The organism is Blastococcus saxobsidens DD2 (genome assembly GCF_000284015.1).
Taxonomy (GTDB): domain Bacteria; phylum Actinomycetota; class Actinomycetes; order Mycobacteriales; family Geodermatophilaceae; genus Blastococcus; species Blastococcus saxobsidens_A.
Window position 1 is genome coordinate 4,525,108 of the sequence record NC_016943.1, and the last position, 25,077, is coordinate 4,550,184.

A 25,077-nucleotide genomic window follows, 5' to 3' on the forward strand; every position below is an offset into this window, starting at 1 on the left:
CTTGCCGTTGCTACCCGCGAGTAATAGCGTTTGTTACTCGCGAGTAGCACGATGCCGTACGCCGGCACGGAGCACGGGAGCCTGAGCGCCATGACGCACTACACCGCCAACCTTCGGGACCTCGAGTTCAACCTCTTCGAGTTCCAGGACACGAAGGACCGCTTCGGCACCGGGCCGTTCGCGCAGATGGACGTCGAGACCGCCCGCGGGATCCTCGGCGAGGTCCGCCGGCTGGCCGAGGGCCCCGTCGCGGCGTCCTTCGTCGACGCCGACCGCAACCCGCCCGTGTTCGACCCGGCGACGAACTCGGTGACGCTCCCCGAGTCGTTCAAGAAGTCGGTCAAGGCCATCGAGGACGGCGAGTGGTACCGCCTCGACCTGCCCGAGCACCTGGGCGGCTTCGGCGCACCGCACGCCCTGACCTGGGGCGCTTTCGAGATGATCCTCGGCGCCAACCCGGCGGCGTTCATGTACGGCTCGGGGGCCGCCTTCGCCGCGATCCTCGACGAGCTGGGCACGCCCGACCAGAAGCGGATGGCCGAGCTGATGCTGGAGAAGGGCTGGGGCGCCACGATGGTGCTCACCGAGCCCGACGCCGGCTCCGACGTCGGCGCCGGCACCACCAAGGCCGTGCAGCAGCCCGACGGTTCCTGGCACATCCACGGTGTGAAGCGGTTCATCACCTCCGCTGAGCACGACCTGAGCGACAACATCGTGCACCTGGTCCTGGCCCGCCCCGAGGGCGCGAAGGCCGGCACCAAGGGGCTGTCGCTGTTCGTCGTCCCCAAGTTCCACGTGGATCTCGCGACCGGCGAGCTCGGCGAGCGGAACGGCGCCTACGTCACCAACGTCGAGAAGAAGATGGGCCTCAAGGTCTCCACCACCTGCGAGCTCACCTTCGGCGACGGCCCGGTGCCCGCGCAGGGTTGGCTGGTCGGCGAGGTGCACGACGGCATCGCCCAGATGTTCAAGGTCATCGAGCACGCCCGCATGTTCGTGGGCGCAAAGGCGATCGCGACGCTGTCGGCCGGCTACCAGGTCGCGCTCGACTACGCGAAGACCCGCGTGCAGGGTGCCGACCTCACCGCGACGTCCAAGGACGCCCTGCGGGTTCCCATCACCCACCACCCGGACGTGCGCCGCTCGCTGATGCTGCAGAAGTCCTACGCCGAGGGCATGCGCGCGCTGTACCTGTACGCGGCGAGCTTCCGCGACCAGGTCACCGAGGCCGAGGCCGAGGGCGACGCCGAGCGGGCCACGCTGGCCGAGCGGCTCAACGACCTGCTGCTGCCCATCGTGAAGGGCTTCGGCTCCGAGCGGGCCACCCAGCTGCTCACCGCCGAGTCCCTGCAGACCCTGGGCGGGTCGGGTTATCTGCAGGACTACCCGATCGAGCAGTACATCCGGGACTCCAAGATCGACACCCTCTACGAGGGCACCACCGCGATCCAAGGCCAGGACTTCTTCTTCCGGAAGATCGTCAAGGACGGCGGCGTCGCGCTGACCTGGCTGGCCTCGCAGGTCCAGGCCACGGTCGACGCCGAGGCCGGCAACGGCCGGCTCAAGGAGGAGCGCGGCCTGCTCGCGACCGCGCTGGCCGACGTCCAGGGCATGCTGACCACCATGTTCGGCCACCTCACCGAGGCCCAGCAGGACATGACGGCGCTGTACAAGGTCGCCCAGAACACCAGCCGGCTGCTGCTCGCCACCGGCGACCTGGTCACCGCGTGGCTGCTGGTCCGCCAGTCGGAGGTGGCCTTGGGCGCCCTGGCCGGCCCGGTCTCCGAGAAGGACCGGCACTTCTACGAGGGCAAGCTCGCCGCCACCCGCTTCTTCACCACCCAGGTGCTGCCGCGGCTGGCCTCGGAGCGGGCCATCGTCGAGAACACCGACAACGCCCTCATGGAGATCGACGAAGCGGCCTTCTGACAGCCGGGCGGCAGGCCGCTCCCCGTCGTCGGCGGAAGCGGCCTGCTGCCGCGCCCGCCGACGTCATCAGAACGTCGTATTCGCTCGTGGGGGCAAGGGGTAGATCGGGAGTCCTCCCATCCGGTGACCGATGCCTGTCGCCGGCCATCCCGATCCAGGAGTCCCCATGCTGCTGCGCCGCAGCCTGTTCGCCGTCGGCCTGACCACTGCCTGCCTGGCCCCGCTCGGAATGGCGGCGGCCGGCACCGACCCCGCACCAGAGGCGGGGCCGGGTCCGGTCGAGAGCACGTTCGCCGGCGAGGAGGGATTCGTCGAGGTGGAAGGCGCGCGCATCTTCTACCAGGCCCAGGCCCAGGCCCAGGGCGAGGGCCAGCCGATCCTCCTGATCCACGGCTATCCGCTGACCGGTGACCTCTTCGCCGAGAACCGCGAGGCGCTCGTCCAGGCGGGCTACCGGGTGATCACCGTGGATCTGCGCGGCTACGGCCGCAGCGAGGCGTTGGGCGAGCAGCCCGAGGGGTCCATCGAGAGCTACGCCGGTGACGTGCTCGCCGTCATGGACGAGCTCGGGGTGGAGTCGGCGGTCATCGGTGGCATGTCGATGGGCGGCCCGATCGTCTTCTCGATGTACCAGCAGGCGCCGGACCGCTTCGACGGGATCCTCCTCATCGACACAGTTGCAGCCCCCGCTCCCCCGCCCGAGGTGGGCACCTGGCGCGGTCTGATCGAGGTCGTCAACCAGCAGGGCACGGAAGCGGTACCGCCGCTGATCATCGACGAGATGCTCACCGGCGAGGCACGGCTGGAGAAGCCCGAGCTCGTCGACTACGTGACCGGGCTCATGGACGAGGCCTCCAAGCAGGCGTACATCGCCGGGGCGGAGGCGCTGGCCACGCGGCCTGACTTCCGGCCACTTCTGCCGGAGATCGACGTGCCGACCCTGGTCCTGGTGGGCCTGCAGGACACGATCTACCCGGTGAGCATCTCCCAGCAGATGGCCGAGGCCATCCCCGGAGCCGACCTGGAGATCATCGACGACGGATCCCACGCGGTGATCCTCGAGGAGGCGAGGGAGGCCAACGAGGAGATCCTGGACTGGGCCGAGGACCAGCCCTTCGCCCCGGAGCAGGCGGCGGCCAAGTGATCGACGAAGCGGCCTTCTGAGCTTGTCGTTTAACCCCTGAGTTGTTGGTCGTGGGGGTCTCGCGGGGTCTTTCCGACGTCGTGGCGGGTGGCTCGGTGTCGGTTCGGCACGCCCGGAGGGCGGCCCGGGCCCGGCCGGGAGGGTTTCGGTGCGCTGGCCGGCTGACCGGTCTTCGCCCGCAGGTGGCGAAACCCGCGCCGGACCCGGGCGGGGGTCAGTCGCTCGGCGGGCAGGGGTTTCTCCCAGGGCCGGCGCAGGTCGACGGCGAGGTGGCGGGCCAGGCGGAGCTGGGTGTGCGCGGCGATCACCAGCCAGGTCCAGCGGTCACCGGCCTGCGGGGAACGGATCTTCGGGGCGGTCCAGCCGAGGGTCTGCTTCCAGAGGCGGAAGGTGTGCTCCAGGTCGAAGCGGCGCAGGTAGGCCTGCCAGCAGCGGGTGACTTCCTCGGCGTCGGCGCCGGTAGTCGCGGACCACAGCCACACCGGCTTGGCCTCACGCTGGCCGGGCAGGTGCTCGACCTGCAGACGAATCACGGTGCCCTCGACGATCGGCAGCCGGCCGGGGTGGTCGGCCCAGGGACCGCGGGAGGCCAGCCGTGGGTGCATCCGGTCGAAGGAGGTGGCCGCGGCCTGCCCGTAGCGGGTGGTGGCTGTCTGGGTCTGCGTGGCCGGGGTCGGCCAGCTGCCCGGATCGGCCAGCGCCATGACCGCGCCGTGCCGGCGGGGCCGCCCGGCGCGAGGGTCGACGCCCGGCGACGGGGCGGGGCCGAGCATGACCCGGTCGGCGCGGATCCGCCCGACCAGGTGCACCGGCAGGTCGGCCAGCACGAACGCCAGCCGGGTCACGTCATAGCCGGAGTCCAGCATCACCATGATCGCCGGGTCGCCGGCACGCCAGTGCCCGGCCGCCTGCAACCGGTTCACGACCGCGCGCAGCTGATCGGCGGTGACCGCGGTCGCGTCATCGGCCGGTCCCAGCCGCACCGCATCCAGCACCGCGGTCCAGCTGGTCGGCCCGCTCTCCAGCGCGGCGACGACCTGATACGGCCAGCCCGGGATCCGCTGATCGGCGTTGCGTCCGCGCCCGTAGACGTGGCAGAACAGCCGATCCGGGCAGGTCTCGGCGTCCGGGCGTAGCCACGGCGAGACGTCGATAGCCAACACGATCCGTCCGCCGAACATCCGCGGTACCGGCAGCTCCGCCAACGTCTCCCGCAGCCGGTCGGCATCGACCTGCCCGCAGTTGACCCCGTCGTACAGGGCACCGTGACCACGGCGATGCTCCGGGGCCAGACAGAGCCCGACCAATGTCTTGACCGGACCCTCGGTGCACAACAACGCGTCGGTCAACTCGAACAGCACATCTCGGCGCCGACCCAGGCACTGGTACACCTCTCCGCGGAACACCCGCAGCCTGTCCATCGCCGCCGTGCTCTGGCCAACCGCGTCGACCGGGTCCAGACTGTCCATGACGGCCACCGCCGATTCCTTGAAGCGTCGCAACTTCAAAGGATCACGCGGTGGCCGCCCTCATGCCAGCCGGAAACACATCCGTGTAACTCATCAGGCCCGGGCGGGGTTAAACGACAAGCTGAGCAGACGACGGAGAACCGGCGGCCGTCTCCCGCACGGGAGGCGACCGCCGGCCGTTTCGGCGCCGGGGAGCCGGGCATGGGCCAGGGACGTCGATCCCCCAGGAGGACCCGTGAGCGACCCACAGGGCAGCGACCGCATCCAGCAGGACGTCCCGACCGCGTCGGGCACCGGCGCCAACAGCGACCTGGCCTCGTCCTTCGACGACGTGCCCCTCACCGCCGACGAGGCCATCGAGCGGGACGCCGCCCAGGGCGACGACCTGCCCGCGCGAGCCGACGGCGACATCGCCCGGGCGCGGCGGGCCGGTGCCTCCGGCGAGGTCGGGGCGCCCACCAACCGAGCAGGAGATGACGGCCGATGAGCGAGTCCGAGCCGACCGGCTACCGGGAGTCCCCCGACACCGCCGACGACGGCTCCACCGAGAGCCGCCGCGACGACGAGGTCACTCTCACCACCGACGACGACGCCCAGCAGGACGACGCGGTGGCGCGCCCCGGGAACCAGTCCGACTGACCCCCGACCGTGCGGCCGGTGTGGCGGTGCACCACAGACCTTGCGGCAGCTGTGTGCCCAGCCGCCGTGGGGGGCGTCACGTCCACGGCCTAGCGTTCCCACCATGACGGTCACAGGGCCCATGGTCGGTCGCCGGGCACTCATCACCGGAGGGGCGTCGGGCATCGGGCGGGCCTGCGCGCGCCGGCTCGCCGCCGACGGGGCCGACGTGGTCGTCGTCGACCGGGACGCGGCGGCTGCCGAGGCCGTGGCCGCGGAGTTGGGGGGCACCGCGGTGGCCGTGGACCTCTCCGACCTGGCGGCCGTCGATGCGCTCGATCTCGACGTGGACGTCCTGGTGAACAACGCCGGCCTGCAGCACGTGGCCCCGGTGCACGAGTTCCCCGTGGACCGGTTCGCCTACATCCTGCGGCTGATGGTCGAGGTCCCGTTCCGGCTGGCGCGTGGCGCGCTGCCGCACATGTACGACGAGGGCTGGGGGCGGGTGGTGAACATCAGCTCCATCCACGGCCTGCGCGCCTCGGCGTACAAGTCCGCGTACGTGACGGCCAAGCACGGCCTGGAGGGGCTGTCGAAGGTGATCGCGCTCGAGGGCGCCGACAAGGGGGTCACCTCCAACTGCGTGAACCCCGCATACGTGCGCACACCCTTGGTGGAGGGGCAGATCGCCGACCAGGCGAAGGCGCACGGGATGTCGGCGGACGAGGTCGTCGAACGGGTGATGCTCGCCCCCGCCGCCGTGAAGCGGCTGATCGAGCCCGAGGAGGTCGCCGACGCCGTGGCCTGGCTCTGCTCACCCGCGGCCGCCTCGGTCACCGGCACCTCCCTGGTGATGGACGGCGGCTGGGGCGCGCATTGAGCGCGCGACCGGCCAGAATGCCGGGTGTGCCCCGGTCACCGGTCCCGCCCGCCATCGGCCATAGCTCGCGGCCGGCCACGACGCACGCCGCCGAGTACTTCGAACTGCTCCTCGACGACGCAGCGGCGATCGAGTACGAGCGGCCCCTCGTCCGCGCGCGTGCGGCCGGGGCCGGCGCCGACGAGCTGGCCGAGCTGGAGCGGATCAAGCTGCTGGCCCTGACGGTGCGGGCGGCCTTCGCGGCCCGCCGCCGCCGGGAATCGGAGCTGTCGGCGCTCTTCGACACCGCCAGTGACCTCGCGGCCCTGCGCGGGGTGGACTCGGTCCTCGGCGCGATCGTCCGGCGCGCCCGGCAGCTGCTGGGCAGCGACGTGGCATACCTGACCCTGAACGACCCCGCCCGGAGCGACACCAGCATGCGGGTCACCGCCGGCTCGGTCTCCGCCCGCTTCCAGGCGCTCCGGCTGCCGATGGGGGCCGGGCTCGGCGGGCTGGTCGCCCAGACGGCGGCCCCGTACGCGACGTCCAGCTACTTCACCGACTCCCGCTTCCGGCACACCGACGAGATCAACAAGGGCGTCCGCGACGAGGGCCTGGTCGCCATCCTCGGGGTGCCGCTGATCCGGGGCTCCCAGGTCATCGGCGTGCTCTTCGCCGCCGACCGGACCGAGCGCAGCTTCGACCGGTCGGAGGTGTCCCTGCTGGGATCGCTGGCCGCCCACGCGGCGATCGCGCTGGACAACGCCCGGCTGCTGGACGAGACCCGGGCGGCGCTGGACGAGCTGTCGGCGGCCAGCCGTGAGCTGCGCGCGCACACCGCGTCGGTCGAGCGGGCCGCCGGCGCGCACGACAGGTTCATCGACGTGGTGCTCCGCGGCGGTGGTGTGGAGGACGTGGCGGCGGCCGTGACCGAGGCGCTGGGCGGCAGCATCACGGTGCTGGACGAGGACGGCCGCAGCGGCACGACGGGCACCGACACCGCCGCACCCGGGCTGCCGCCAGACCCGGCCGCGGCCCTGGCGCTGGCCCGCTCGACCGGCCGCACCGTGCGGGACGGCAGCTGGTGGACCGCCGCGGTGACGGTCGACAGCGAACTGCTCGGCGGGCTGGTGCTGCACCGCGAGGAGGAGCTGTCCGACTGGGAGCAGCGCGTCCTCGAACGGGCCGCCCTGGTCACGGCGCTGCTGCTGCTGACCCGCCGGACGGCCGGCGAGGCGGAGAACCGGGTGCGCGGCGAGCTGCTGGAGGAGCTGCTGAGCACGGCGCTCCGGGACTCCGACGGGCTGCGCGAGCGGGCCCGCCGGCTGGGCACGGACCTGGACCGGGCGCACGCCGTCGTGGTCGCGCGGGTGGAGGCCCGCTGCCGGCCGCGGGCATTGGCCGCGGCGACCCACCTGGCGGCCACCAGGAGCGGGCTGGCCGGTGTCTACGACGGCTGCGTGGTGCTCTGCCTCCCGGACCTGGCGCCGGGAGCGGCGGCGGCGATGGTGCGCCGTGAGCTGGCGGCCGCGGGTTCCGGAGTCGTCACCGTCGGCGGCGCCGGCCCGGCACGTGGCCCGGGTGACGTGGCGACGGCGCACGCCGAGGCGGCGCGCTGCGCGGCGACCCTGGTGGCACTCGGCCGCACCGGTGGCTCGGCCAGCGCCGACGAGCTGGGGTTCTTCGGCCTGCTGGTCGGGGAAGGACGGGACGTCGACGGTTTCGTGCAGGCGACGCTGGCCCCGGTGCTCGAGTACGACGCCAAGCGGCGCACCGATCTGGTGGCCACCCTGGAGGCGTTCTTCGACGCCGGCAACTCCCCGGCGCGGGCGGCCGACGCCCTGGGGGTGCACGTCAACACCGTGACCCAGCGCCTGGACCGGGTGGGCCGGCTGCTGGGCAAGGAGTGGTCCTCGCCGGGGCGCGCCCTGGAGGTCCAGCTGGCGCTGCAGCTGCACCGGCTCACCCGCGCGGTCGGGGACTGAGTAGCGGCTGACCTCCACCGGAGCCGGGCAGGACCCCACCTACGCTGGGGCGGTGTCTGCCGCACCGACCCGCCCGCCGCGGACCCTGGCGGCGGAGGAGTGGCTCGCCCGCTCCGCCGCCCACGAGGCGCGCATCGACCGGTGGACGGCGCCGCACCGGGAACGCCGTCGCCAGGGCCGGACGCACCCGGTCCTGGACTTCCTCTTCACCTACTACTCAGAGACCCCCGGCAGGCTGCGCCGCTGGCACCCCGGTCCGGACGTCGCGCTCTCCGGGTCCGCTCCACACGCCGGCTGGCGCTGGTACGCGACCGACGGTGCCGCCGTGCGCCTCGACGTCGAGGCGTTCGTGGCCGACCGCGGCGACACTGTGCGCTTCGTCCGCCGGCTGATCGCGGCCACCGCCGCGCGCCCGGCGTTCAGCGGCTGCTTCGGCCTGCACGAGTGGGCGATGGTGTACCGGGACCGGTCCCCCCGGCACGAGATCCCGCTGCGCCTGGGCCCGGAAGGCACGGATGCGGTGGTCGAGGCGCACCCGATCCGGTGCACCCATGTCGACGCGTTCCGCTTCTTCACCCCGCCGGCGGTGGAGCGCACCCTGGTCCGGCCGAGCCGCGAGAGCCAGCCGGAGCTGGAGCAGCCGGGGTGCCTGCATGCCGGGATGGACCTCTACAAGTGGGCCTACAAGCTGAGCCCGGCGACGCCGGCGGACCTCGTCGCGGACTGCTTCGAGCTGGCCGTGGAGATCCGCGAGCTGGACATGCGGGCCTCGCCCTACGACCTGCGCGCCCACGGCTACCAGACCGTGCCGATCGAGACACCGGCCGGGAAGGCCGAGTACGTGGCCGCCCAGCGGGGGTTCGCCGAGCGTGGCGCGGTGCTGCGGGCGCGACTGATCGACCTGTGCGACCGGTTGCTCTGCTGAGCCGGAGGTGCGGCGGAGCGGTCGGGTCCGACGCCGTACCGTCGGGGCCGTGACCCCTCCGCACACCGACCGCTGGATCCGGCTCGACGGCACCACGAACACCCGGGACCTCGGTGGGCTGCCCACCACCGACGGCGGGCGCACGGTGCCCGGGCGGATCCTGCGCAGCGACAACCTGCAGACGCTCAGCGACGCCGACGTCGCGCGGCTGGTCGAGCAGATCGGGCTGCGCCAGGTCGTCGACCTGCGCACCACCGCGGAGATCCTGCTGGAAGGACGGGGACCGCTACGGAGCCACCCCGACGTCACCCACCGGCACTTCACCCTGCTGCCCGAGCGCGGTCACCACACCGACGTGTTCGCGGTGGAGGAGGACGAGCCGGGGATCGAGCTCCCGGCCGCCGGGTGGGCCGAGTCGCTGCTACCCCGTCAGGTCGCGGCGCACGACGAGGAGGAGCCACCGGCCGTGCGTTCCTACCTCGGCTACCTCGGCCAGCGGGGGGACAACGTCGTCGCGGCGCTGCGGGCGATCGCCGAGGCCGGGGACAGCGCCTCGCTGGTGCACTGCGCGGCGGGCAAGGACCGCACCGGCGTGGTGTGCGCCCTGGCCCTCGGCGTCGCCGGGGTGCCGCACGAGGAGATCGTCGCCGACTACGCACTGACCGCCCAGATCATCGACGCCCTCGTCGCCAAGCTCGCCGCGTCCCCGACCTACGCCCAGGACATGGAGACCCGTGACGTCGGCAGCCACACCCCACGGGCGGAGACGATGGACCGGGTGCTGACGCTGCTCGACGAGCGCTTCGGCGGCCCGTCGGGCTGGCTCGAGGCGCACGGCTTCGGTGCGGCCGAGCAGGCGGCGCTACGCGCGCGGCTGCGGGACTGATCCCGCACGGGCGGTCCGGGCCGTCGCGCGGCGCTGCTTCTCCCGGTACATCGCCGCGTCGGCCTGGCGGATCAGCTGGTCTGCGCTGCGGCTGAGCCCGGCGTCCAGGACCGCGATCCCCACGCTCGTCCCCATCCGCACCGGACGGCCGTCGAGCCGGAACGGCTCGGCGAAGCAGCCGGCGACGCGGTCGGCGAGCCGGCGCGCGTCGTCGGCGCCGGTCAGCGCCGGCAGCACGACGGCGAACTCGTCGCCGCTGAGCCGCCCGACGGTGTCCCCCGGGCGGACGACGGCCCGCAACCGGGCGGCGACCTGACGCAGCAGCTCGTCCCCCGCCGCGTGGCCGAGGGAGTCGTTGACCTCCTTGAACCGGTCGAGGTCGCAGAACAGCACGCCGGGTGACTCGGCCCGGCCGGTGTCGGAGATGGCCGTCTCCAGCCGCGCCAGGAAGAGCACCCGGTTGGGCAGGCCGGTCAGGGCGTCGTGCGTGGCCTGGTGGCGCACGGTCTCCAGGAGGTGTGCCTTCTCCAGCGCGGTGGAGGCCTGGTCGCCCACGCCGCGCAGCCGCGCGAGGACGTCGCCGCCCAGCTCGACGGGCGCCTGCCCCGCCTCCCAGCTGGCCGTGACCACCCCGAGGAACGTGCTGCCGGCGAGCAGGGGTACGGCGACCACGTCGGAGACCCCGATGGTCGTGAGCAGCTCTCGCAGGGCGGGGCTGCTCACGGCGGCGCGGACGATCCGCGGCTCCCGGTCGGTGAGCATCCCGACCAGCTCAGGGGTGTCCTCCGGTCGCAGCGGGGCGCCGAGGAACCACTCCTCCGCCTCGCCCAGACCCACCGACGCCCGCGCCTGGAGCTGGCCCCGCGTCGGGTCCCACAGCATGACCGAGGCGCTGCTGCAACCGATCACCAGCGGCAGCGCCTCCGCGACGACCGAGCAGACGGCGGTGGCGTCGGAGGCCCCGGCCAGCTCGTGTGCCAGCTCGAGCAGCGCACCGGCCCGGTCCGCCTCCAGCCGGGCGTCCTCCAGCGCGATGAGCAGGTCGACGGCGGCCGCGGCGTGGCCGGCGTAGGCGGCCAGCATGGTCTGCTCGTCGGTCCCGGAGCCGTCACCCGACGGGTAGATCGCGGCCAGCCGGCCGTGTCGCCGGCGCGCCGAGGCGATGTCGACCACGACGGCGGTGGGCCCGAGGTCCTCGCCGGCCAGGAGCCGGGTGGCCAGCCCGTCGACCAGGTGCCCGGGGATGCCGGCGCTGTGGATCATCGGCGGACCACCGCCGGGTGCGGAGATGACGAGCAGATGGGCGGGGGCCAGGACGGCCTCGCCCGCCCGAGCCACGATGCGGTGGAGCACGGTGCCCAGGTCGTCACTGGCGACCAGCTCGGTGGCCGCGGACTGCAGGGTCCGCAGCTGCCCCCGCAGGGCCCGCAGCTCGGGGTCGTCCGCATGCCGGTCGCGGCGACGGTGGCGCAGGCGCGAGCGACGCTCCCAGGTGACGTGGTAGGTGCAGACCCGGCTGCCACCGGCCTGGCACTCCGCGGAGGCGATGACCCCCGGGGGGAGGCCGAAGATGGCCGGCACCGTGATCGCCAGGCCCCGGGCGTACGCGCAGTCCAGATCGGAGTGGGAGTACCCCTCCGCCAGCCGGAGGGCCATGGTCGCCGACGTAGCCGTCGTCTCGACCACTTCCATGGTCGAGACGGTGGTGAACTTGGCGGTGGTCCGGGGAAGGCTCCGGAAGACCTGCCGCGGGGTGCCGAGCGCCCGGAGCACGAGAAGCAGCGAATGGGCCACGCCGCTGTGCACAGCGGAGGCGCCGACACGGAACATGGTGCCCGGGTCGTCGAGCACCTCGGTGGCCGCGGCGAACAGGCGGAGGCGGGTGTCGTAGCTCCACCACCGGGCCTGGTCGGTGAGCTCCTCGACGTGGGCGGTGAGGCCGGCGCGCCGGACCACCTCGGCGAGCGCGTCGTCCCCACCCTTCCGGGCGACGTACCGGAGCAGCCCGGCGATGGTGGCGCCCGATGTCTCGCGCGCCTCCTCCGGCGGGGACGCGGTCATGCCATCCTCGCCGGTTGCTCCCGTGCCCATGGGAACCACGATCGGCCGGACCCGCGAGCCACTTGAACCGGCCTGACCGGTTCGGGTGATCCGGTGCTCGCTCATCCGCGCGCGGACGTGGGCCGGCCCTCGTGCTTGTGCCGGTACATCGCCGCGTCGGCTGCGCGCAGCAGCTCGTCGGCGGTCCCGCCGTCGGCACCGAGCACGCCGACCCCGACGCTCGTGCCGACCGGCACGTCGACCCCGTCCAGCCGGAACGGCTCGCGGAAGCAGTCGACGACCCGCGCGGCCAGCCCGTCGGCGTCACCCGGCTCGGTCAGCCCCGGCAGGATCACCGCGAACTCGTCCCCGCTGAGCCGGCCCACGGTGTCCCCGGGACGCACGGCGGCGCGCAACCGGGCCGAGACCTGGCGGAGGAGCTCGTCGCCGGCCGCGTGCCCGAGGGTGTCGTTGACCTGCTTGAACCGGTTCAGGTCGCAGAACAGCACGGCGAGGTGGACCCGCGGGCCGGCTTCGGCGATCGCGGTGGTGAGGCGGTCCAGGAACAGCACGCGGTTGGGCAGCCCGGTCAAGGCGTCGTGGGTGGCCTGGAACCGGACCGTCTGGAGCAGACGGGCCTTCTGCAACGCGGTGGACGCCTGGTCGGCCACGCCGCGGAGCCGGACGAGCACGTCGCCGGAGAGGGGCAGCACGGCCTCGCCGGCCCGCCAGCCGGCCGTCGCCACACCGAGGAACGTCGAGCCCGCGAGCAGCGGCACGACGACGACGACGGCGCTGCCGATGGCCTGCAGCACAGACCTCAGGAGCGGGCTGCTGGTCGTGTCGTCGATGACGATCGGGCTGCGGTCGGTCAGCATGCCCACCAGCTCGGGGGTGTCCTCCGGACGCAGCTCGGCCGCCTGCAGCACCGCCCACTGGTCGTCGGAGATGCCGACTGCCGACGAGGCGCGCAGCACCCCGGCGCCCGGATCCCACAGCAGCAGGCTGGAACGCGTGCAGCCGACGACGCGCGGCAGCGCCGAGGTGACCAGCTCGGTGACCTCGACCGCGTCGGTCGCGGCCGCCAGCTCGTGCGACAGGCCCAGCAGCACACCGGCGCGGTCGGCCTCCGTGCGGGCGTCCTCCAGGGCGATGATCAGGTCGAGGGCGGCGGCCGCGTGCCCGGCGTACGCGGCGAGCATGGCTCCCTCGTCACCCATGGCGGCGTCACCGGAGCGGTACAGCGCGGCCAGCCGGCCGTGCGACCGCCGGGCGGACGCCACGTCCACGACCACGGCGTCGGGGCCGAGGTCCCCGCCGTCGAGCAGCGCCGCGGCGAGCTCGGGCATCAGGTCGGGCGCGACGCCGGTCCCGTGCACCAGCGGCGGCCCGCCGCCGGGATCGTGGACGGCGAGCAGGTACGCGGGCGCGAGGACCGCCTCGGCGGCCCGGGAGACGATGCGGTCCAGCACGGTGTCCACGTCGTCGCTGGCCACGAGATCGGTCGCCGCCGACTGGAGGATCTGCAGCTGCCCGCGGAGCGCCTGCAGCTCCGGGTCGATCTGGCGGACGCGGCGGCGCACCGGCAGGCGGGACCGGCGGTGCCACGCCAGGTGGTACAGGCACGCCGGGTAGCCGTCGGACTGGCATTCCTGGTGCGTCACGCGCGCGGGCGGCAGCGAGAAGATCTCCGGGACGACGCTCAGCAGGCCCTGGGTGTAGTCGCAGTCCAGCCGGGAGTGCGGGAAGCCGTCGTGCAACCGGTAGCGGATGGTCGCCGTGGTGGCGGTCGCCTCGAGGATCTCCATGGTGGAGGTGGTGCTGTACCTCTGGACGGCGCGGGGCAGCTGCCGGAACACCTGGCGGGGCGAGCCCATGGCGCGCAGCAGGAGGACCAGGGAGTGGGCCAGGCCGGTCTGCAGCGCGGCCGCCCCCACCTCATACATCGTGCGCGGGTCGTCGAGGACCTCGGTCGCGGCCGCGAACAGGTGGATCCGGGTGGCGTAGCTCCACCAGCGGGACTGGTCCTCGAGCTCGGCGGCGGACGCGGCCACGCCGGCCCGCCGCAGCACTTCGGCGACGGCGTCCTCACCTGCCCGGCGGCGGACGTAGCGGAGCACGCCCCCGGTGGTGGCGCCGGAGGTGTCGCGAGCGGGGGCGGCCTCAGTCATCGCCGGCCCCGGCGCCGGGCATCCTGTGGGTGCGCACGTGCTCTGATCGGCAGGGCGGCCCGGCCAGTGGAGCAGCTCCCCTCGTTCGGGGGACGCTGCACCGACGGGTAGACACCCCTCGTGCATGCACGGCTACAGAATGCCACCGGCCGCGACCGGTCACAAGGAGCCTCCGAACGCACTCGACCCCGATCTCGACGCAGACCGGGGTCGGGGGTTCGCGGGCCGCGTCGGCGGCCGGGCTCAGCGGCCGATGAAGTGGGCGCCGTTGGCCATCGTCAGGAGCTCGTCACGCATGGCGGGGCTGCTGCTGCGCGACAGCGCCTTGTTCAGCGCCCGCCGGGTACGCGCCACCTGCCGACGCTTCCGCCAGCTGGTCGTCACGCTGTTCATGGTGCTGCCTCTTTCGTCGAAGTGATGCGCCTGCAGCCGTAGTAACGCAGGCGTCCACCACTCTAATCCGACGAAACGTCGGTGAACCTGAGGGCGGGCCTAAGGTTGCTCATCCGTCGGGGTGAGAGTCCTCACCAGGCAAGCCCACGTGCCGCTCCGCACCCAGCCGTTCGCGCGGACGACGACGGCGCCCGCCCCCGAAGCAGGGAACGGGCGCCGTCGGTCGTGAATGGCCGGGACGGCCTCAGCTGGGCCGCTGGACGTCCCCGCGCCAGGCACCGGTCTCGGTGCCCCGGTTCTCGATGAACTCCTTGAACTTCTTCGCGTCCGCCTTGATCTGCCGGTCGTCGAAGCCGAGCGCCGCGCCGGCCTTCTCGACCAGACCCGTGGGCTCCCAGTCGATCTGGATCATGACCCGGGTCTTGTCGTCGGCGAGGCGGTGGAACGTGACCACACCGGCGTGCTTGGCCTCGCCGCCGGTGCTGGTCCAGGCCACCCGCTCCTCGGGGTGCTGCTCGGTGATCTCGGCGTCGAACTCACGCGTGACGCCATCGACCTTGGTGACCCAGTGGGTGTGGGTCTCGTCGATCTGCGTGATGCTCTCGACCCCGCCCATGAACTGGGGGAACGACTCGAACTGCGTCCACTGGTCGTAGGCGACCCGGATCGGGACGTCGACGTCGACGGACTCCTGCACGCTGGCCATGGGGACCTCCTCGTTTCTCGGTGGTAGCTGCCTGTCGGCCTACCCCCGACCACGCCGTCGGACACCCGCGACTCTTCACCGGGAACGGTGTGCGCTGATGTGCAGGTCTCGGCCGATCTCCTGCGCATCCGCGCCCACCGTTCGACCCACACCGCGGCCCCGCGACGGACCCACCCTCAGCGCAGCGCCGCCGCGATGCTGCCGCGCACCGGGCCTCGCCGTGCGCCCGTCAGCGCGCGGCCAGCACCCGGTGCCGCGGTTCCCCGGTGACCTCGGCGAGCACGGCGTCGTCGGAGCCCCAGGCAGCCGAATCCGTCGGGCAGCCGTGAACGGGCGGCCCAGCCCAGCAGCCGGTCGAGGTCCGTCACGCCCCTGACCTATCACGCCGCACCGCGGACGGCGATGGCCACGGCGGTCGCGTGTCAGCTCTGTGACGAAGCAGCCGACCGCGCCATGGCCGACCGTGGATCCGGGCATCACAGCGAGGGCTGATCCGGGAAGGGGTATAGCCATGCGAGCGATCCGTAGCCGCACCGCCACGAGCCGAGCCGCCGCCGCGGCCCTCGCCGCAGCCGCCGGGCTGCTGCTCGCCGGCTGCGGTGGAGACGAGCCGGCGACCGACGCGCCGGCGGCGGAAGAACCGATCGAGGACGTCCTCGACGACGTCGCCGAGGGCGAGTCGCCCGGGGACGAGCCCGATATCCCGTTCGAGGAGATCCCCGGCGACGAGCTCGTCGAGCCTGCGTTCGACGGCCTGTACGACGACGAGTTCCTGGCCGAGATCGACTTCTACCTCGAGCGCCCGGTCGTTCTCTCCGGCGAGGTCGTGGACGTGCTGACCGACGGCGTCTTCGCGATGAGCGCGGCCGAGGACCCGGGCGTCCCGCCGATCCTGGTGGTGAACAGCGAGCCGATGCCGGAGATCGCGGCGGGCGTCCCCGTGCGGGTGGCCGGCACCCTCGAGGACGCCCTCGAGGTGGGTACCGGCGAGCAGGTGCAGGACCTGGGGCTCGACGACCCGCTGTTCGAGGAGTACGCAGGCGCGCCGCTCCTCCTCGCCGAGACCGTGGAAGCTGTCCAGCCCGGCGGCTGACCGGGGGACGCGCACGCTCGTGGGCGACAGTGCCTAGCGGGCGGAGCGGCGCGACCCGGCGACGGCGACCGCCAGCCGGGCGGTGGCCACGCCGATCGACCAGGCAGACCAGTTGGACGCCGCCCGGGCCCGATGTTCGCCGCACCCTCGTCGGCGAGCATGCCCATCGCGTCGGCCAGGGCCATGACCCCAGCCGCGGCGACGACCACTGCACCCACCTGCCGCCCCCGGTCGGCGTGCCCGGCCATGAGCAGCAGGGCGACGAGCGCCCGGGCACGACGGTCCACGGGCGGACTCCCTCGCCGGTCGGGCACGGCGATCACCGTCAGTAGGCCAGGGCGCTCCCCGGATCGTGCAGCACCGCGCCGACATCGGCCAGGAACCGGGACCCGAGTTCGCCGTCCACCACCCGGTGGTCGAACGACAGCGCCAGTTGGGTCACCTGCCGCACCCGGATCCGGCCCTTGTGCACCCACGGCATTTCCCGCACCGCCCCGAAGGCGAGGATCGCCGACTCCCCCGGATTCAGGATCGGGGTGCCGGTGTCCACGCCGAAGACGCCGACGTTGGTGATCGTGATCGTGCCGCCGGCCATGTCGGCCGGTGCGGTGCGTCCCCCGCGCGCGGTCTCGGTGAGGTCGCCGAGGGCCGCGGCCAGCTCCGGGAGTGCGAGCCGGCCGGCGTCCTTGATGTTCGGGACGATCAGGCCGCGCGGGGTCGCCGCGGCGATGCCCAGGGTGACCTGACCGTGGACGACGATCTCCTGCGCCGCCTCGTCCCACGAGCTGTTGACCATGGGATGCCGCCTCGCCGCGAGGAGGAGCGCCTTCGCGACGAACAGCAGCGGGCTCACCTTGACGCCGGCGAACTCCGGCCGGGCGGCCAGGCGGTCGCGCAGCTTCATCATCCGCGTGACGTCGACGGTCAGGAACTCGGTGACGTGCGGCGCGGTGAAGGCGCTGGCCACCATGGCGGCCGCGGTGGCCTTGCGCACCCCCTTGACCGGGATCCGCTCCCCTCCGCCTCCGGGGCCTGCCTCGACGGGGGCAGGAACGGCCGTCTCTGCCCCCGCCACGGCGGCGTCCACGTCGGCCCGGGTGATGCAGCCGCCGGTGCCCGTCCCGGTGAGGGCGCTCAGGTCGACGCCGAGGTCCTTGGCGTACTTGCGCACCGGGGGCTTGGCCAGCGGGCGCGGCCCGCGCCGACCCGGCGCGACACCCCGGGCGGGAGCGGCGTCCTCGCGGAGCGCCGCCGCTTCGGCCTGCCGGCCCACCTCCAGGCCGCCGTGCCGGACCGGCTTGCTGCGCATGTCCGGGGCGGTGGCGAGCAGCGGCGGGCCGTCGTCGGCGGGCAACGGCGGGCCGCCGGAGCCGTAGTCGGCGCCGGGCAGCGCGGTCGCCCGGGTGGCGGCGGAGGTGCCCGACCGCCGCGGCCGGCGCCGGGCCTCGGTGGTGCGCGGGCCGTAGCCGACCAGCACCGCCGTCCGGCCGCCGGGCGCAGTGCCGCCGATCAGCCCGGCGGCGGGCTCGCCGTCCTCGGCCGGCTCGGGTTCGGGGGACGGCGCGCCACCGCTCCCTCCGCCGGTGTCGATGGTGATGATCGGGGTGCCGACGTCGACCATCGTGCCGGCCTCGAACAGCAGCTCCACCACGGTGCCGGCCCACGGCGAGGGCAGCTCGACGGCGGCCTTCGCCGTCTCGACCTCGCAGAGCGCCTGGTTGACCGTGACGGTGTCGCCGACCTCGACCAGCCACTGCAGGATCTCGCCCTCGGTGAGCCCCTCACCGACGTCGGGCAGCTTGAACTGACGGAGCGCGGACGTCTGGGTCATGGCTTCAGAACCCCATCGATCGGTCGACGGCGTCCAGCACCCGGTCGAGGTCGGGGAGGTACTCCTCCTCGAGCTTCGACGGCGGGTACGGGGTGTCGTAGCCCCCGACCCGGAGCACCGGCGCCTCCAGCGAGTGGAAGCAGGTCTCGGTCACCCGGGCGGCGATCTCGGCGCCCAGGCCCGACGTCACCGGCGCCTCGTGCACGACGACGCAGCGGCCGGTGCGGCGCACCGACTCGAACACCGGCTCCAGGTCCAGCGGGGAGACCGTCCGCAGGTCCACGACCTCCAGCGACCGGCCCTCCTCGGCCGCGGCCTCGGCGGCTTGCAGCGCCGTCTTCACCATCGGCCCGTAGGCGAGCACCGTGACGTCGTCGCCGCCGCGCAGGACACGGGAGGCGAAGAGCGGATCGGGCGTCGCGTCGACGTCGACCTCGGCCTTCTCCCAGTACCGGCGCTTGGGCTCGAGGAAGACGATCGGATCGGGGCAGGCGATGGCCTGCTGGATCCCCCAGTAGGCGTCGACCGGGTTGCTGACCGCCACGACCTTGAGCCCGGCGGTGTGCGCGAAGTACGCCTCCGGGCTCTCGCTGTGGTGCTCGACCGCGCCGATGCCGCCGCCGAAGGGGATGCGGATGACGACCGGCATCGGCAGCTTCCCCCGGGACCGCGCGTGCATCTTGGCGACCTGGGTGACGATCTGGTTGTAGGCCGGGAAGACGAAGCCGTCGAACTGGATCTCGCAGACCGGGCGGTAGCCGCGCATGGCCAGCCCGACCGCGGTCCCGAGGATGCCGGCCTCCGCCAGCGGGGTGTCGACGACGCGGGCCTCGCCGAAGTCCTTCTGCAGGCCGTCGGTGATCCGGAAGACCCCGCCGAGCTTGCCGATGTCCTCCCCCATGAGCACGACCTTCGGGTCGTCCTCCATGGCCTTGCGCAGGCCGAGGTTGAGGGCCTTGCCGATGGTGAGCGTCTCGGTGGTCATTCGCCGGCCTCCTCGAACGACGCCTGATACCGCACGAAGTCGGCCCGCTGCTGCGCCAACTGCGGGGTCTGCTCGGCGTAGACGAAGTCGAACATCCCCGTCGGCGCCGGATCGGGCATCTCCAGCGTCCCGCTGCGGATGCGGGCGGCCAGCTCGTCGGCCTCGGCGTCGACGCCGGCGAAGAAGGCGGCGTCGGCGATGCCGGTGCGGGAGAGGTGCGCCTTCAGCCGGGCGACCGGGTCGCGCAGCTTCCACTCCTCGAGCTCGCTGGCCAGCCGGTAGCGGGTCGGGTCGTCGGACGTGGTGTGCGCACCCATGCGGTAGGTGAAGGCCTCGATGAACGTGGGGCCCTGCCCCTCGCGGGCGGCGGCGAGCGCGGCCCTGGTCACCGCCAGGACGGCGAGGACGTCGTTGCCGTCGACCCGGACGCCGGGGAAGCCGAAGCCGGCGGCCCGCTGGTAGAGCGGCACCCGCGACTGCCGCTCCAGCGGGACGCTGATCGCGTACTGGTTGTTCTGGCAGAAGAAGACGACGGGGGCCGAGAAGCTCGCCGCCCAGATCATCGCCTCGTTGACCTCGCCCTGGCTGGTGGCGCCGTCGCCCAGGAAGGCCAGGGCCGCGTTCTCGGCCCCGTCCCGCTGCAGGCCCATGGCGTAGCCCGTGGCGTGCAGGGTCTGCGCGCCGATGACCACGGTGTAGAGGTTGAAGCCGGTGGCCACCGGGTCCCAGCCGCCGTTGTCCACCCCGCGGAACAGGCTGATGACGTGCAGCGGGTCGACGCCCCGGGTCCAGGCGACGCCGTGCTCCCGGTAGGTGGGGAAGGCCATGTCGGACTCGGCCATGGCCCGGCCCGCCCCGATCTGCGCGGCCTCCTGGCCCAGCAGCGAGGCCCAGATGCCGAGCTCGCCCTGGCGCTGCAGGGCCGTGGCCTCGACGTCCCACCGCCGGACCAGCGCGAGGTCGCGGTACAGGCCGCGCAGCTCGTCGTCGGAGATGTCCAGCGAGTAGTCCGGGTGCGCGACCCGGTCACCCTCGGGCGTGAGCAGCTGGACCAGCTCGGTGCGCTGCGGCAGGTGGGGCGCGGCGGCCCCTGGTACGGGGTCGACCATCTCCGTGGTCTCGGGCAACGCTGTCACGGGTCGCTCCTCGCCGTCGGCCACTGCCGCGGGATCACCGCGATCGGTGGGGCTGGACGTCGGCACCGCCGGATGTGGCGACGCTCACAGCCATCCTGGCACGGGGGACGCCTGGGTACCACCCCTCCGCGACAACGATCTGCACAGACACTCTCGGAGAAACTAGGCAGACAGCATCCCTCTCCTCCTCGAGAGGTGTCAGACTGCCCAACGTGCCCGAGATCGACGCCACCGACGCGCGGCTCCTGCTCGCCCTGACCCAGGACCCGCGGGCGAGCGTCATGGCCCTGTCGCAGCGGCTGGGGCTCGCCCGTAACACGGTGCAGACCCGTCTGGTGCGCCTCGAGGGCAACGGCGTGCTCGCCCCGCTGGACCAGCGGGTGCGGCCCGAGGCTCTCGGCTACCGCCTCGGCGCCTACATGTCGGTGCAGGTGGCGCAGCGCGGGCTGGCCGAGGTGAGCGAGGCGCTCGCGGCCGTGCCGGAGGTCCTGGAGGTGACCGGGCTCTCCGGGGCCACCGACCTGCTGGTGCACGTGGTCGCCACCGATGCCGACCACCTGTGGCGGATCACCGAGACGGTCCTCGCCATCCCGGGGATCCAGCGGGTGGACACCGCACTGGCGATGCGCCGTTTCGTCGAGCGCCGGGTGGCGCCGCTGCTCGAGCGGGCGGCCGGCGAGCGCCCGGACTGACCAGCGGCACCAGGCACAGGAAGCCATGCCTACACATTGGGGCCGCGAGACCCAGGCATAGCTTCCTATGCCCACCCGTGTCACCGTGGCCAGGAGAGCGGGAACCGGGGATGCTGCAGACGTGCTCCGCACCGCCGCGACCCTGCTCACCGGCCTGGTCTTCGTGCTGGCCGGCTGGGTCCTCGCCGCCCCGGCGTCGGCCTGCAGCTGCACGGGCGGGACGACGGCGGAGTTCTTCGCCCGCGCCGACGCCGTCTTCACCGGTTCCCTGGGCTCGCGGAGCGTCGACCGGCCACCCGGGCCGATCGGCTCCAGCACCGATCCGGCGCTGCACGTCTTCGCCGTCGACACCGTGTTCAAGGGGACGGCGTCCGAACGGCAGGGGGTCGTCTCCCCGGAGTCCGGCGCCAGCTGCGGTCTCGAGCTGACCGGCGACGGGCAGTTCGCCGTGTTCGCCACGCGCGACGCCACCCTCGGCGAGACACCCTTCACCCCCCTGGCCGAGGGCCAGTACGCCGCCTTCCTCTGCGGCGGCACCACCGAGCTGACCCCGGCGCTGGAGGCCGAGCTGCGGGCGCTCGCCGCACCGGGGAGGCTCCCCGGGAGGAGGCACCCCGCGAGACGGCTCCCCGACCCGGCGCGGCCGGCACCGAGCTCGCGGACAGCGGACCGGGCACGATCCAGCTGCTCGTCGCCGGGCTCGCGCTGGGCGGGATCGCGCTGCTGCTCGGCCGCTGGTGGCGGCACCGGTCCGGCCACGGCAGGACGCCGCGCGGCTGATCCCCGCATGACGATCCTGCGACGGGCTCCCCGCCACCGTTAGCCGCCGGACGCCGCTCGGGTAGTCGGTTCCGCGGCCGTTCCGTCGCCCCCCGAGGAGCCGTGTGTCCCCCACCGACCGTGACCTGCTGCAGGAGCTGCTCTACGCCTACGGGCCCGGCGGGCAGGAGGCGGCCGTCCGCGAGGTCTGCCGCCGCGAGCTGGAGCCGCTGGTCGACGAGGTGTGGGAGGACCCGGCCGGCAACCTGGTCGGCCTGATCCACGGCAGCGGTGCCACGGATGGGCCGGTGGTGCGGGTGATGGCGCACATGGACGAGCTCTCGATGATCGTCAAGCGCGTCGAGCCGGACGGTTCCCTGCACCTCTCGCAGCTCGGCGAGATGTATCCGGCGAACTTCGGACTCGGCCCCCTCACCGTCCTCGGGGACGTGGAGCCGGTGACCGCGGTCCTCCTGCTCGGCTCGGAGCACACCACCCAGGAGACGCCGCAGGTGTGGCAGACCAAGCCCGACGGCGGCGGTCGCGCGATGCAGTGGAACGACGTCTACGCGTTCACCGGCCGGTCGCCCGAGCAGCTGGCGGCTGCCGGCGTGCACGCCGGCAGCCGGGTGTGAGTGGACCGCAGCCGCCGCTCCCTGGTCGACGTCGGCGACTTCGTCGGCAGCTACTTCCTCGACGACCGCTCGGCGCTCACCGCCGTCATCGCGGCCGCCCGACAGCTGCGGCGCGGCGGCCGGCCGCCGGCCGACACCTATCTGGTGTGCACGACCGGCGAGGAGATGGGCGGCATCGGCGCGAGCTACGCCAGCCGGGCGTTGCCCGGCGACGTCACCCTGGCGCTGGACATCGGCCCGGCCGAGGCGGAGTACCAGGTGGCCATCGAGGACGGCCCGGTGATCGTCTACGCCGACGACTACGTCGTCTACGACAAGGTCGTCGCCGACCATCTGCTCGCGCTCGGCCGGGAACTGGACCTCGCCCCGCAGTCGGCCGTCTACGAGTCGTTCGGCTCCGACGGGTCGCAGGCCAAGAGCAAGGGACAGACACCCCTGGCCGGGCTGGTCTCGCTGCCCACCCTGAGCACCCACGGCTACGAGGTGCAGCACCGTGACGCGGTGGACCGCTGCGCCCGGCTGGTCGCCGAGTACCTGCGCCGCCCGACGCCGGGCTCCTGACTCCGGGTAGCACCGCGGCGAGTGGGTACGGGTGGCCCATGGCGAAGCGGACTCGGCTGGGCACGGCCGGCAAGGGCAAGCGCGGGATCAGCACGCTCGGTTGGGCGCTGCGGGGAGCGGCGGCCGGCGCGGCGGGGACAACGGCGCTCAACGCCGTGACCTATCTGGACATGGTGGTGCGCGGGCGCGGTAGCAGCTCCACGCCCGAGCAGACCGTCGAGAAGCTCGCGGAGAAGGCGCACGTACCCATCCCCGGCGACGAGGAGACCCGCCAGAACCGCGTGCAGGGGCTCGGCCCGATGACCGGACTGGTGGCCGGGGTCGGCGTCGGCGTCGTCGGCGGGCTGGCCCGCGCGTCGGGTCTGCTCTCGGCGAAGCCGGTCGGGATAGTGCTGACCGCGCTGGGCGCGATGGTGGCGGGGAACGGACCGATGACCGTGCTGGGGGTCACCGACCCTCGCAACTGGTCCGCATCGTCCTGGCTGAGCGATGTGGTGCCACACCTGGCGTACGGCGTGGTCGTCAAGAACACGATCGACGCCTTCGACCGGCCCTGACCCACGAGCCACCCCCGGATCAGCGCCAGCCGCGTCCGTCCACCCCGCCCGGCACCGGGGCCGCGGGGTCGTAGGGCGTGCGGGTGAAGACGAACGTGTCGAGGTCCAGGTGGTCGGCGGCGATGCGCAGGGTCTCGCCGGCGAAGTAGCCGTCCAGCCCTCCCCACGTGCCGTCGTCGCGACGGGAGAACCGGCTGGCCCGGCCGCTGCGGCCGGGCATCGGACCGAGGTGCAGCAGGCCGCCGGCCACCGAGCGCAGCACGTACGGCGCCGGCCCCCAAAACCACACGCCCAGGTTCTCCAGCGGGACCGGGGACGGCGACGGCCGCCACGGCTCGACGATGCGCGGCTCGGCGCCCCGCAGGTCGGCCAGCAGCCCGAAGACCAGCGGGTCCAGGCCGCTGGTGGTGTTGGCCAGCGAGACCGCTCCGGTCTGCTCGTCCCGGTCGACGAAGACCCCGGCGAGGAACCCGGGCATGGAGCCGCCGTGGCCGACCAGCGTGCGGCCGTCGACCCGCAGCACCTGCAGCCCCAGCCCGTAGGCCGACCAGCCGGGCGCCGAGGCGTCCACGCCGGCGGGCACGGTCATCTCCTCCAGCGTCGCCGGGTCGAGGACGTCGGCGGTGTCACCGAGCAGGAAGGCGGCGAACCGGCCGAGGTCGGTCAGTGTTGCCCACAGCTGCCCGGCGGCGGCCATCACGCCGGCGTGGTGCTCTGGCTCGGCCAGGGCGACGTCGGCCCACGGGTGCACCGCCCGGCCCTCGGCCGCGGGGACCACCGGGCGCGGGGTGGTGCGGTCCATCCCCAGCGGCGCGAGGATCTCGGCTCGCACCACGTCGTCCCAGGAGGTGCCCCGCTGCCGGGCGACCAGCTCGCCGAGCAGGCCGAAGCCGAGGTTGGAGTAGTGGAACCGGCGGGCGGCCCCGAGGACGACGTCGGTCCCGCCGAGCCCGAGGTCGTCGAGCGAGCCGCCGGGGGTGCGTTCCCACCAGCCGCCGGGGCTCTCCGCCGAGGCGCCGGCCAGGTGGGAGAGCAGCTGGCCGACCGTCCGGTCGCCGAACGGCGTGCCCGGGAGGTGGCGGTCCAGCGGGTCGTCCAGGTGCAGCCGCCCCTCGTCGCGCAGCCGCAGGACCACGACCGCCGTCACGGTCTTGCTGATCGAGCCGAGCCGGTACTGGACGTCGGTGTGCGGCTCGGGCACCTCGCCGCGGCCGGCGGACCACACGAGCCCGCCCTCCCGCACCACACCGGCGACCAGGCCGGGGGCGCGGCCGTCGCGCTGGACGCGCGCGGTCCGCGCGAGCAGCAGGCGAGCGGTCGAGGGCAGCACGGGCTCGGGCATGACGGCGACCGTAGCGACCCCGCGCGGCTCCCGGATCAGGCGGCCAGCGCCTCCCGGCCGGGGAGCTGACCGGTGCGGGTGGCGCGCCGCTCGAACCACACGGTGGCCAGCGGCGGCACCGAGGCGGCCAGGGCCAGCAACGTCGTACCGCGTGACCAGCCGAGCACCCGGGCGGCCACCAGGGCGACGAGCAGGTAGAGGACGAAGATCCCGCCGTGGATGGGGCCGAAGACCTGGACACCGATCTCGGAGGCGTCGAGGACCCGCTTCACGAACATGCCGGCGAGCAGGCCGATCCAGGACAGCGCCTCGGCGACGGCGACGATGCGGAAGGCGGTGGCGGCGGTACGCGGGTTCAACG

The 25,077-nt window shown here is 73.5% G+C and carries 24 protein-coding genes; 14 read left to right on the top strand and 10 right to left on the bottom strand.

The annotated features are described in order from the left end of the window. Positions 1-90 precede the first annotated feature (90 nt). The gene (locus tag BLASA_RS21450; RefSeq protein ID WP_041776840.1) at positions 91-1,929 is read left to right on the top strand and encodes an acyl-CoA dehydrogenase; all 1,839 of its coding nucleotides are present in this window, start codon (positions 91-93) and stop codon (positions 1,927-1,929) included. A 166-nt stretch (positions 1,930-2,095) separates the two neighbouring features. Beyond that, positions 2,096-3,073 carry an alpha/beta fold hydrolase gene (locus BLASA_RS21455; protein WP_014378364.1) on the top strand — a complete coding sequence of 326 codons (978 nt, stop codon included), beginning with the start codon at positions 2,096-2,098 and terminating at the stop codon, positions 3,071-3,073. A gap of 29 nt (positions 3,074-3,102) precedes the next feature. Here BLASA_RS21455 and BLASA_RS21460 read toward each other — a convergent pair whose 3' ends face one another. Next, positions 3,103-4,551 (bottom strand): NF041680 family putative transposase, encoded by a 1,449-nt coding sequence (locus BLASA_RS21460; protein WP_014378365.1) that lies wholly within the window; start codon positions 4,549-4,551, stop codon positions 3,103-3,105. A 226-nt stretch (positions 4,552-4,777) separates the two neighbouring features. On the opposite strand from BLASA_RS21460, the gene BLASA_RS21465 reads away from it, so the two are divergent. The 6 genes from BLASA_RS21465 to BLASA_RS21485 all read left to right on the top strand — a co-directional run bounded on the left by BLASA_RS21465 (position 4,778) and on the right by BLASA_RS21485 (position 9,815). After that, complete coding sequence (locus BLASA_RS21465; protein WP_014378366.1) at positions 4,778-5,029, top strand: hypothetical protein; 252 nt, start codon at positions 4,778-4,780, stop codon at positions 5,027-5,029. Continuing rightward, a complete protein-coding gene (locus BLASA_RS25310; protein WP_014378367.1) occupies positions 5,026-5,181 on the top strand; it encodes a hypothetical protein in 156 nt (51 codons plus the stop codon). The genes BLASA_RS21465 and BLASA_RS25310 overlap by 4 nt, the downstream gene beginning before the upstream one ends. Before the next feature lie 103 nt (positions 5,182-5,284). After that, positions 5,285-6,040, top strand: coding sequence for a 3-hydroxybutyrate dehydrogenase (locus BLASA_RS21470; protein WP_014378368.1), 756 nt, complete (start codon positions 5,285-5,287; stop codon positions 6,038-6,040). Between the two features lie 17 nt (positions 6,041-6,057). Then, entirely contained in the window at positions 6,058-8,004 is a 1,947-nt protein-coding gene (locus BLASA_RS21475) for a helix-turn-helix domain-containing protein (protein ID WP_041775899.1), read from the top strand. Positions 8,005-8,056: 52 nt separating this feature from the next. Further along, a complete protein-coding gene (locus BLASA_RS21480; protein WP_014378370.1) occupies positions 8,057-8,929 on the top strand; it encodes a 3-methyladenine DNA glycosylase in 873 nt (290 codons plus the stop codon). 49 nt (positions 8,930-8,978) lie between these two features. Continuing rightward, positions 8,979-9,815 (top strand): tyrosine-protein phosphatase, encoded by an 837-nt coding sequence (locus BLASA_RS21485; protein ID WP_041775900.1) that lies wholly within the window; start codon positions 8,979-8,981, stop codon positions 9,813-9,815. On the opposite strand, the gene BLASA_RS21490 is transcribed toward BLASA_RS21485, so the two are convergent. The 4 genes from BLASA_RS21490 to BLASA_RS21500 all read right to left on the bottom strand — a co-directional run bounded on the left by BLASA_RS21490 (position 9,792) and on the right by BLASA_RS21500 (position 15,125). Then, positions 9,792-11,876: a sensor domain-containing diguanylate cyclase gene (locus BLASA_RS21490; RefSeq protein WP_014378372.1), complete on the bottom strand. Its 2,085-nt coding sequence runs from the start codon at positions 11,874-11,876 to the stop codon at positions 9,792-9,794. The two genes, BLASA_RS21485 and BLASA_RS21490, sit on opposite strands and share 24 nt — an antisense overlap. A 101-nt stretch (positions 11,877-11,977) precedes the next feature. Further along, complete coding sequence (locus BLASA_RS21495) at positions 11,978-14,026, bottom strand: GGDEF domain-containing protein (RefSeq protein WP_014378373.1); 2,049 nt, start codon at positions 14,024-14,026, stop codon at positions 11,978-11,980. A 243-nt stretch (positions 14,027-14,269) separates the two neighbouring features. Beyond that, on the bottom strand, positions 14,270-14,410 hold the full coding sequence (locus tag BLASA_RS25315; RefSeq protein ID WP_166486620.1) for a hypothetical protein: 141 nt from the start codon (positions 14,408-14,410) through the stop codon (positions 14,270-14,272). Positions 14,411-14,663: 253 nt separating this feature from the next. After that, positions 14,664-15,125 (bottom strand): SRPBCC family protein, encoded by a 462-nt coding sequence (locus BLASA_RS21500; RefSeq protein WP_014378375.1) that lies wholly within the window; start codon positions 15,123-15,125, stop codon positions 14,664-14,666. Between the two features lie 511 nt (positions 15,126-15,636). Here BLASA_RS21500 and BLASA_RS21505 point away from each other — a divergent pair. Beyond that, positions 15,637-16,218: a hypothetical protein gene (locus BLASA_RS21505; protein ID WP_014378376.1), complete on the top strand. Its 582-nt coding sequence runs from the start codon at positions 15,637-15,639 to the stop codon at positions 16,216-16,218. Between the two features lie 325 nt (positions 16,219-16,543). On the opposite strand, the gene BLASA_RS21510 is transcribed toward BLASA_RS21505, so the two are convergent. Genes BLASA_RS21510 through pdhA form a run of 3 tightly spaced genes read right to left on the bottom strand, consistent with a single transcriptional unit; the run spans position 16,544 to position 20,170 of the window. Then, positions 16,544-18,049: a dihydrolipoamide acetyltransferase family protein gene (locus tag BLASA_RS21510; RefSeq protein WP_014378377.1), complete on the bottom strand. Its 1,506-nt coding sequence runs from the start codon at positions 18,047-18,049 to the stop codon at positions 16,544-16,546. Positions 18,050-18,053: 4 nt separating this feature from the next. Beyond that, a complete protein-coding gene (locus BLASA_RS21515; RefSeq protein WP_014378378.1) occupies positions 18,054-19,034 on the bottom strand; it encodes an alpha-ketoacid dehydrogenase subunit beta in 981 nt (326 codons plus the stop codon). After that, on the bottom strand, positions 19,031-20,170 hold the full coding sequence (gene pdhA, locus BLASA_RS21520; RefSeq protein WP_014378379.1) for a pyruvate dehydrogenase (acetyl-transferring) E1 component subunit alpha: 1,140 nt from the start codon (positions 20,168-20,170) through the stop codon (positions 19,031-19,033). Before pdhA ends, BLASA_RS21515 begins: the two co-directional genes overlap by 4 nt. 212 nt (positions 20,171-20,382) lie before the next feature. On the opposite strand from pdhA, the gene BLASA_RS21525 reads away from it, so the two are divergent. The 5 genes from BLASA_RS21525 (at position 20,383) to BLASA_RS21540 (ending at position 23,374) form a co-directional block, all read left to right on the top strand. Beyond that, entirely contained in the window at positions 20,383-20,862 is a 480-nt protein-coding gene (locus tag BLASA_RS21525; protein WP_014378380.1) for an Lrp/AsnC family transcriptional regulator, read from the top strand. A gap of 121 nt (positions 20,863-20,983) precedes the next feature. After that, entirely contained in the window at positions 20,984-21,685 is a 702-nt protein-coding gene (locus BLASA_RS21530) for a hypothetical protein (protein WP_014378381.1), read from the top strand. A gap of 61 nt (positions 21,686-21,746) precedes the next feature. Beyond that, on the top strand, positions 21,747-22,256 hold the full coding sequence (locus BLASA_RS25655; protein WP_014378382.1) for a M42 glutamyl aminopeptidase superfamily protein (fragment): 510 nt from the start codon (positions 21,747-21,749) through the stop codon (positions 22,254-22,256). Beyond that, entirely contained in the window at positions 22,257-22,817 is a 561-nt protein-coding gene (locus BLASA_RS25660) for a putative aminopeptidase (protein ID WP_014378383.1), read from the top strand. A 38-nt stretch (positions 22,818-22,855) separates the two neighbouring features. Further along, on the top strand, positions 22,856-23,374 hold the full coding sequence (locus BLASA_RS21540) for a hypothetical protein (RefSeq protein ID WP_014378384.1): 519 nt from the start codon (positions 22,856-22,858) through the stop codon (positions 23,372-23,374). Positions 23,375-23,393: 19 nt separating this feature from the next. Here BLASA_RS21540 and BLASA_RS21545 read toward each other — a convergent pair whose 3' ends face one another. Together BLASA_RS21545 and BLASA_RS21550 are read right to left on the bottom strand one after the other, a co-directional pair. Further along, the gene (locus BLASA_RS21545; RefSeq protein ID WP_014378385.1) at positions 23,394-24,716 is read right to left on the bottom strand and encodes a serine hydrolase domain-containing protein; all 1,323 of its coding nucleotides are present in this window, start codon (positions 24,714-24,716) and stop codon (positions 23,394-23,396) included. A 35-nt stretch (positions 24,717-24,751) separates the two neighbouring features. Beyond that, positions 24,752-25,075, bottom strand: a complete 324-nt coding sequence (locus tag BLASA_RS21550; protein WP_014378386.1) for a DUF3817 domain-containing protein — start codon at positions 25,073-25,075, stop codon at positions 24,752-24,754. Positions 25,076-25,077 lie beyond the last annotated feature (2 nt).

Excerpts from the sequence above, each read along its gene's own strand:
- BLASA_RS21450 (WP_041776840.1), top strand. The coding sequence starts at position 91 with ATGACGCACTACACCGCCAACCTTCGGGACCTCGAGTTCAACCTCTTC.
- BLASA_RS21455 (WP_014378364.1), top strand. The coding sequence starts at position 2,096 with ATGCTGCTGCGCCGCAGCCTGTTCGCCGTCGGCCTGACCACTGCCTGC.
- BLASA_RS25310 (WP_014378367.1), top strand. The coding sequence starts at position 5,026 with ATGAGCGAGTCCGAGCCGACCGGCTACCGGGAGTCCCCCGACACCGCC.
- BLASA_RS21470 (WP_014378368.1), top strand. The coding sequence starts at position 5,285 with ATGACGGTCACAGGGCCCATGGTCGGTCGCCGGGCACTCATCACCGGA.
- BLASA_RS21475 (WP_041775899.1), top strand. The coding sequence starts at position 6,058 with ATGCCGGGTGTGCCCCGGTCACCGGTCCCGCCCGCCATCGGCCATAGC.
- BLASA_RS21490 (WP_014378372.1), bottom strand. The coding sequence starts at position 11,876 with ATGACCGCGTCCCCGCCGGAGGAGGCGCGCGAGACATCGGGCGCCACC.
- BLASA_RS21495 (WP_014378373.1), bottom strand. The coding sequence starts at position 14,026 with ATGACTGAGGCCGCCCCCGCTCGCGACACCTCCGGCGCCACCACCGGG.
- BLASA_RS21500 (WP_014378375.1), bottom strand. The coding sequence starts at position 15,125 with ATGGCCAGCGTGCAGGAGTCCGTCGACGTCGACGTCCCGATCCGGGTC.
- BLASA_RS21505 (WP_014378376.1), top strand. The coding sequence starts at position 15,637 with ATGCGAGCGATCCGTAGCCGCACCGCCACGAGCCGAGCCGCCGCCGCG.
- BLASA_RS21510 (WP_014378377.1), bottom strand. The coding sequence starts at position 18,049 with ATGACCCAGACGTCCGCGCTCCGTCAGTTCAAGCTGCCCGACGTCGGT.
- BLASA_RS21515 (WP_014378378.1), bottom strand. The coding sequence starts at position 19,034 with ATGACCACCGAGACGCTCACCATCGGCAAGGCCCTCAACCTCGGCCTG.
- BLASA_RS21540 (WP_014378384.1), top strand. The coding sequence starts at position 22,856 with ATGGCGAAGCGGACTCGGCTGGGCACGGCCGGCAAGGGCAAGCGCGGG.
- BLASA_RS21545 (WP_014378385.1), bottom strand. The coding sequence starts at position 24,716 with ATGCCCGAGCCCGTGCTGCCCTCGACCGCTCGCCTGCTGCTCGCGCGG.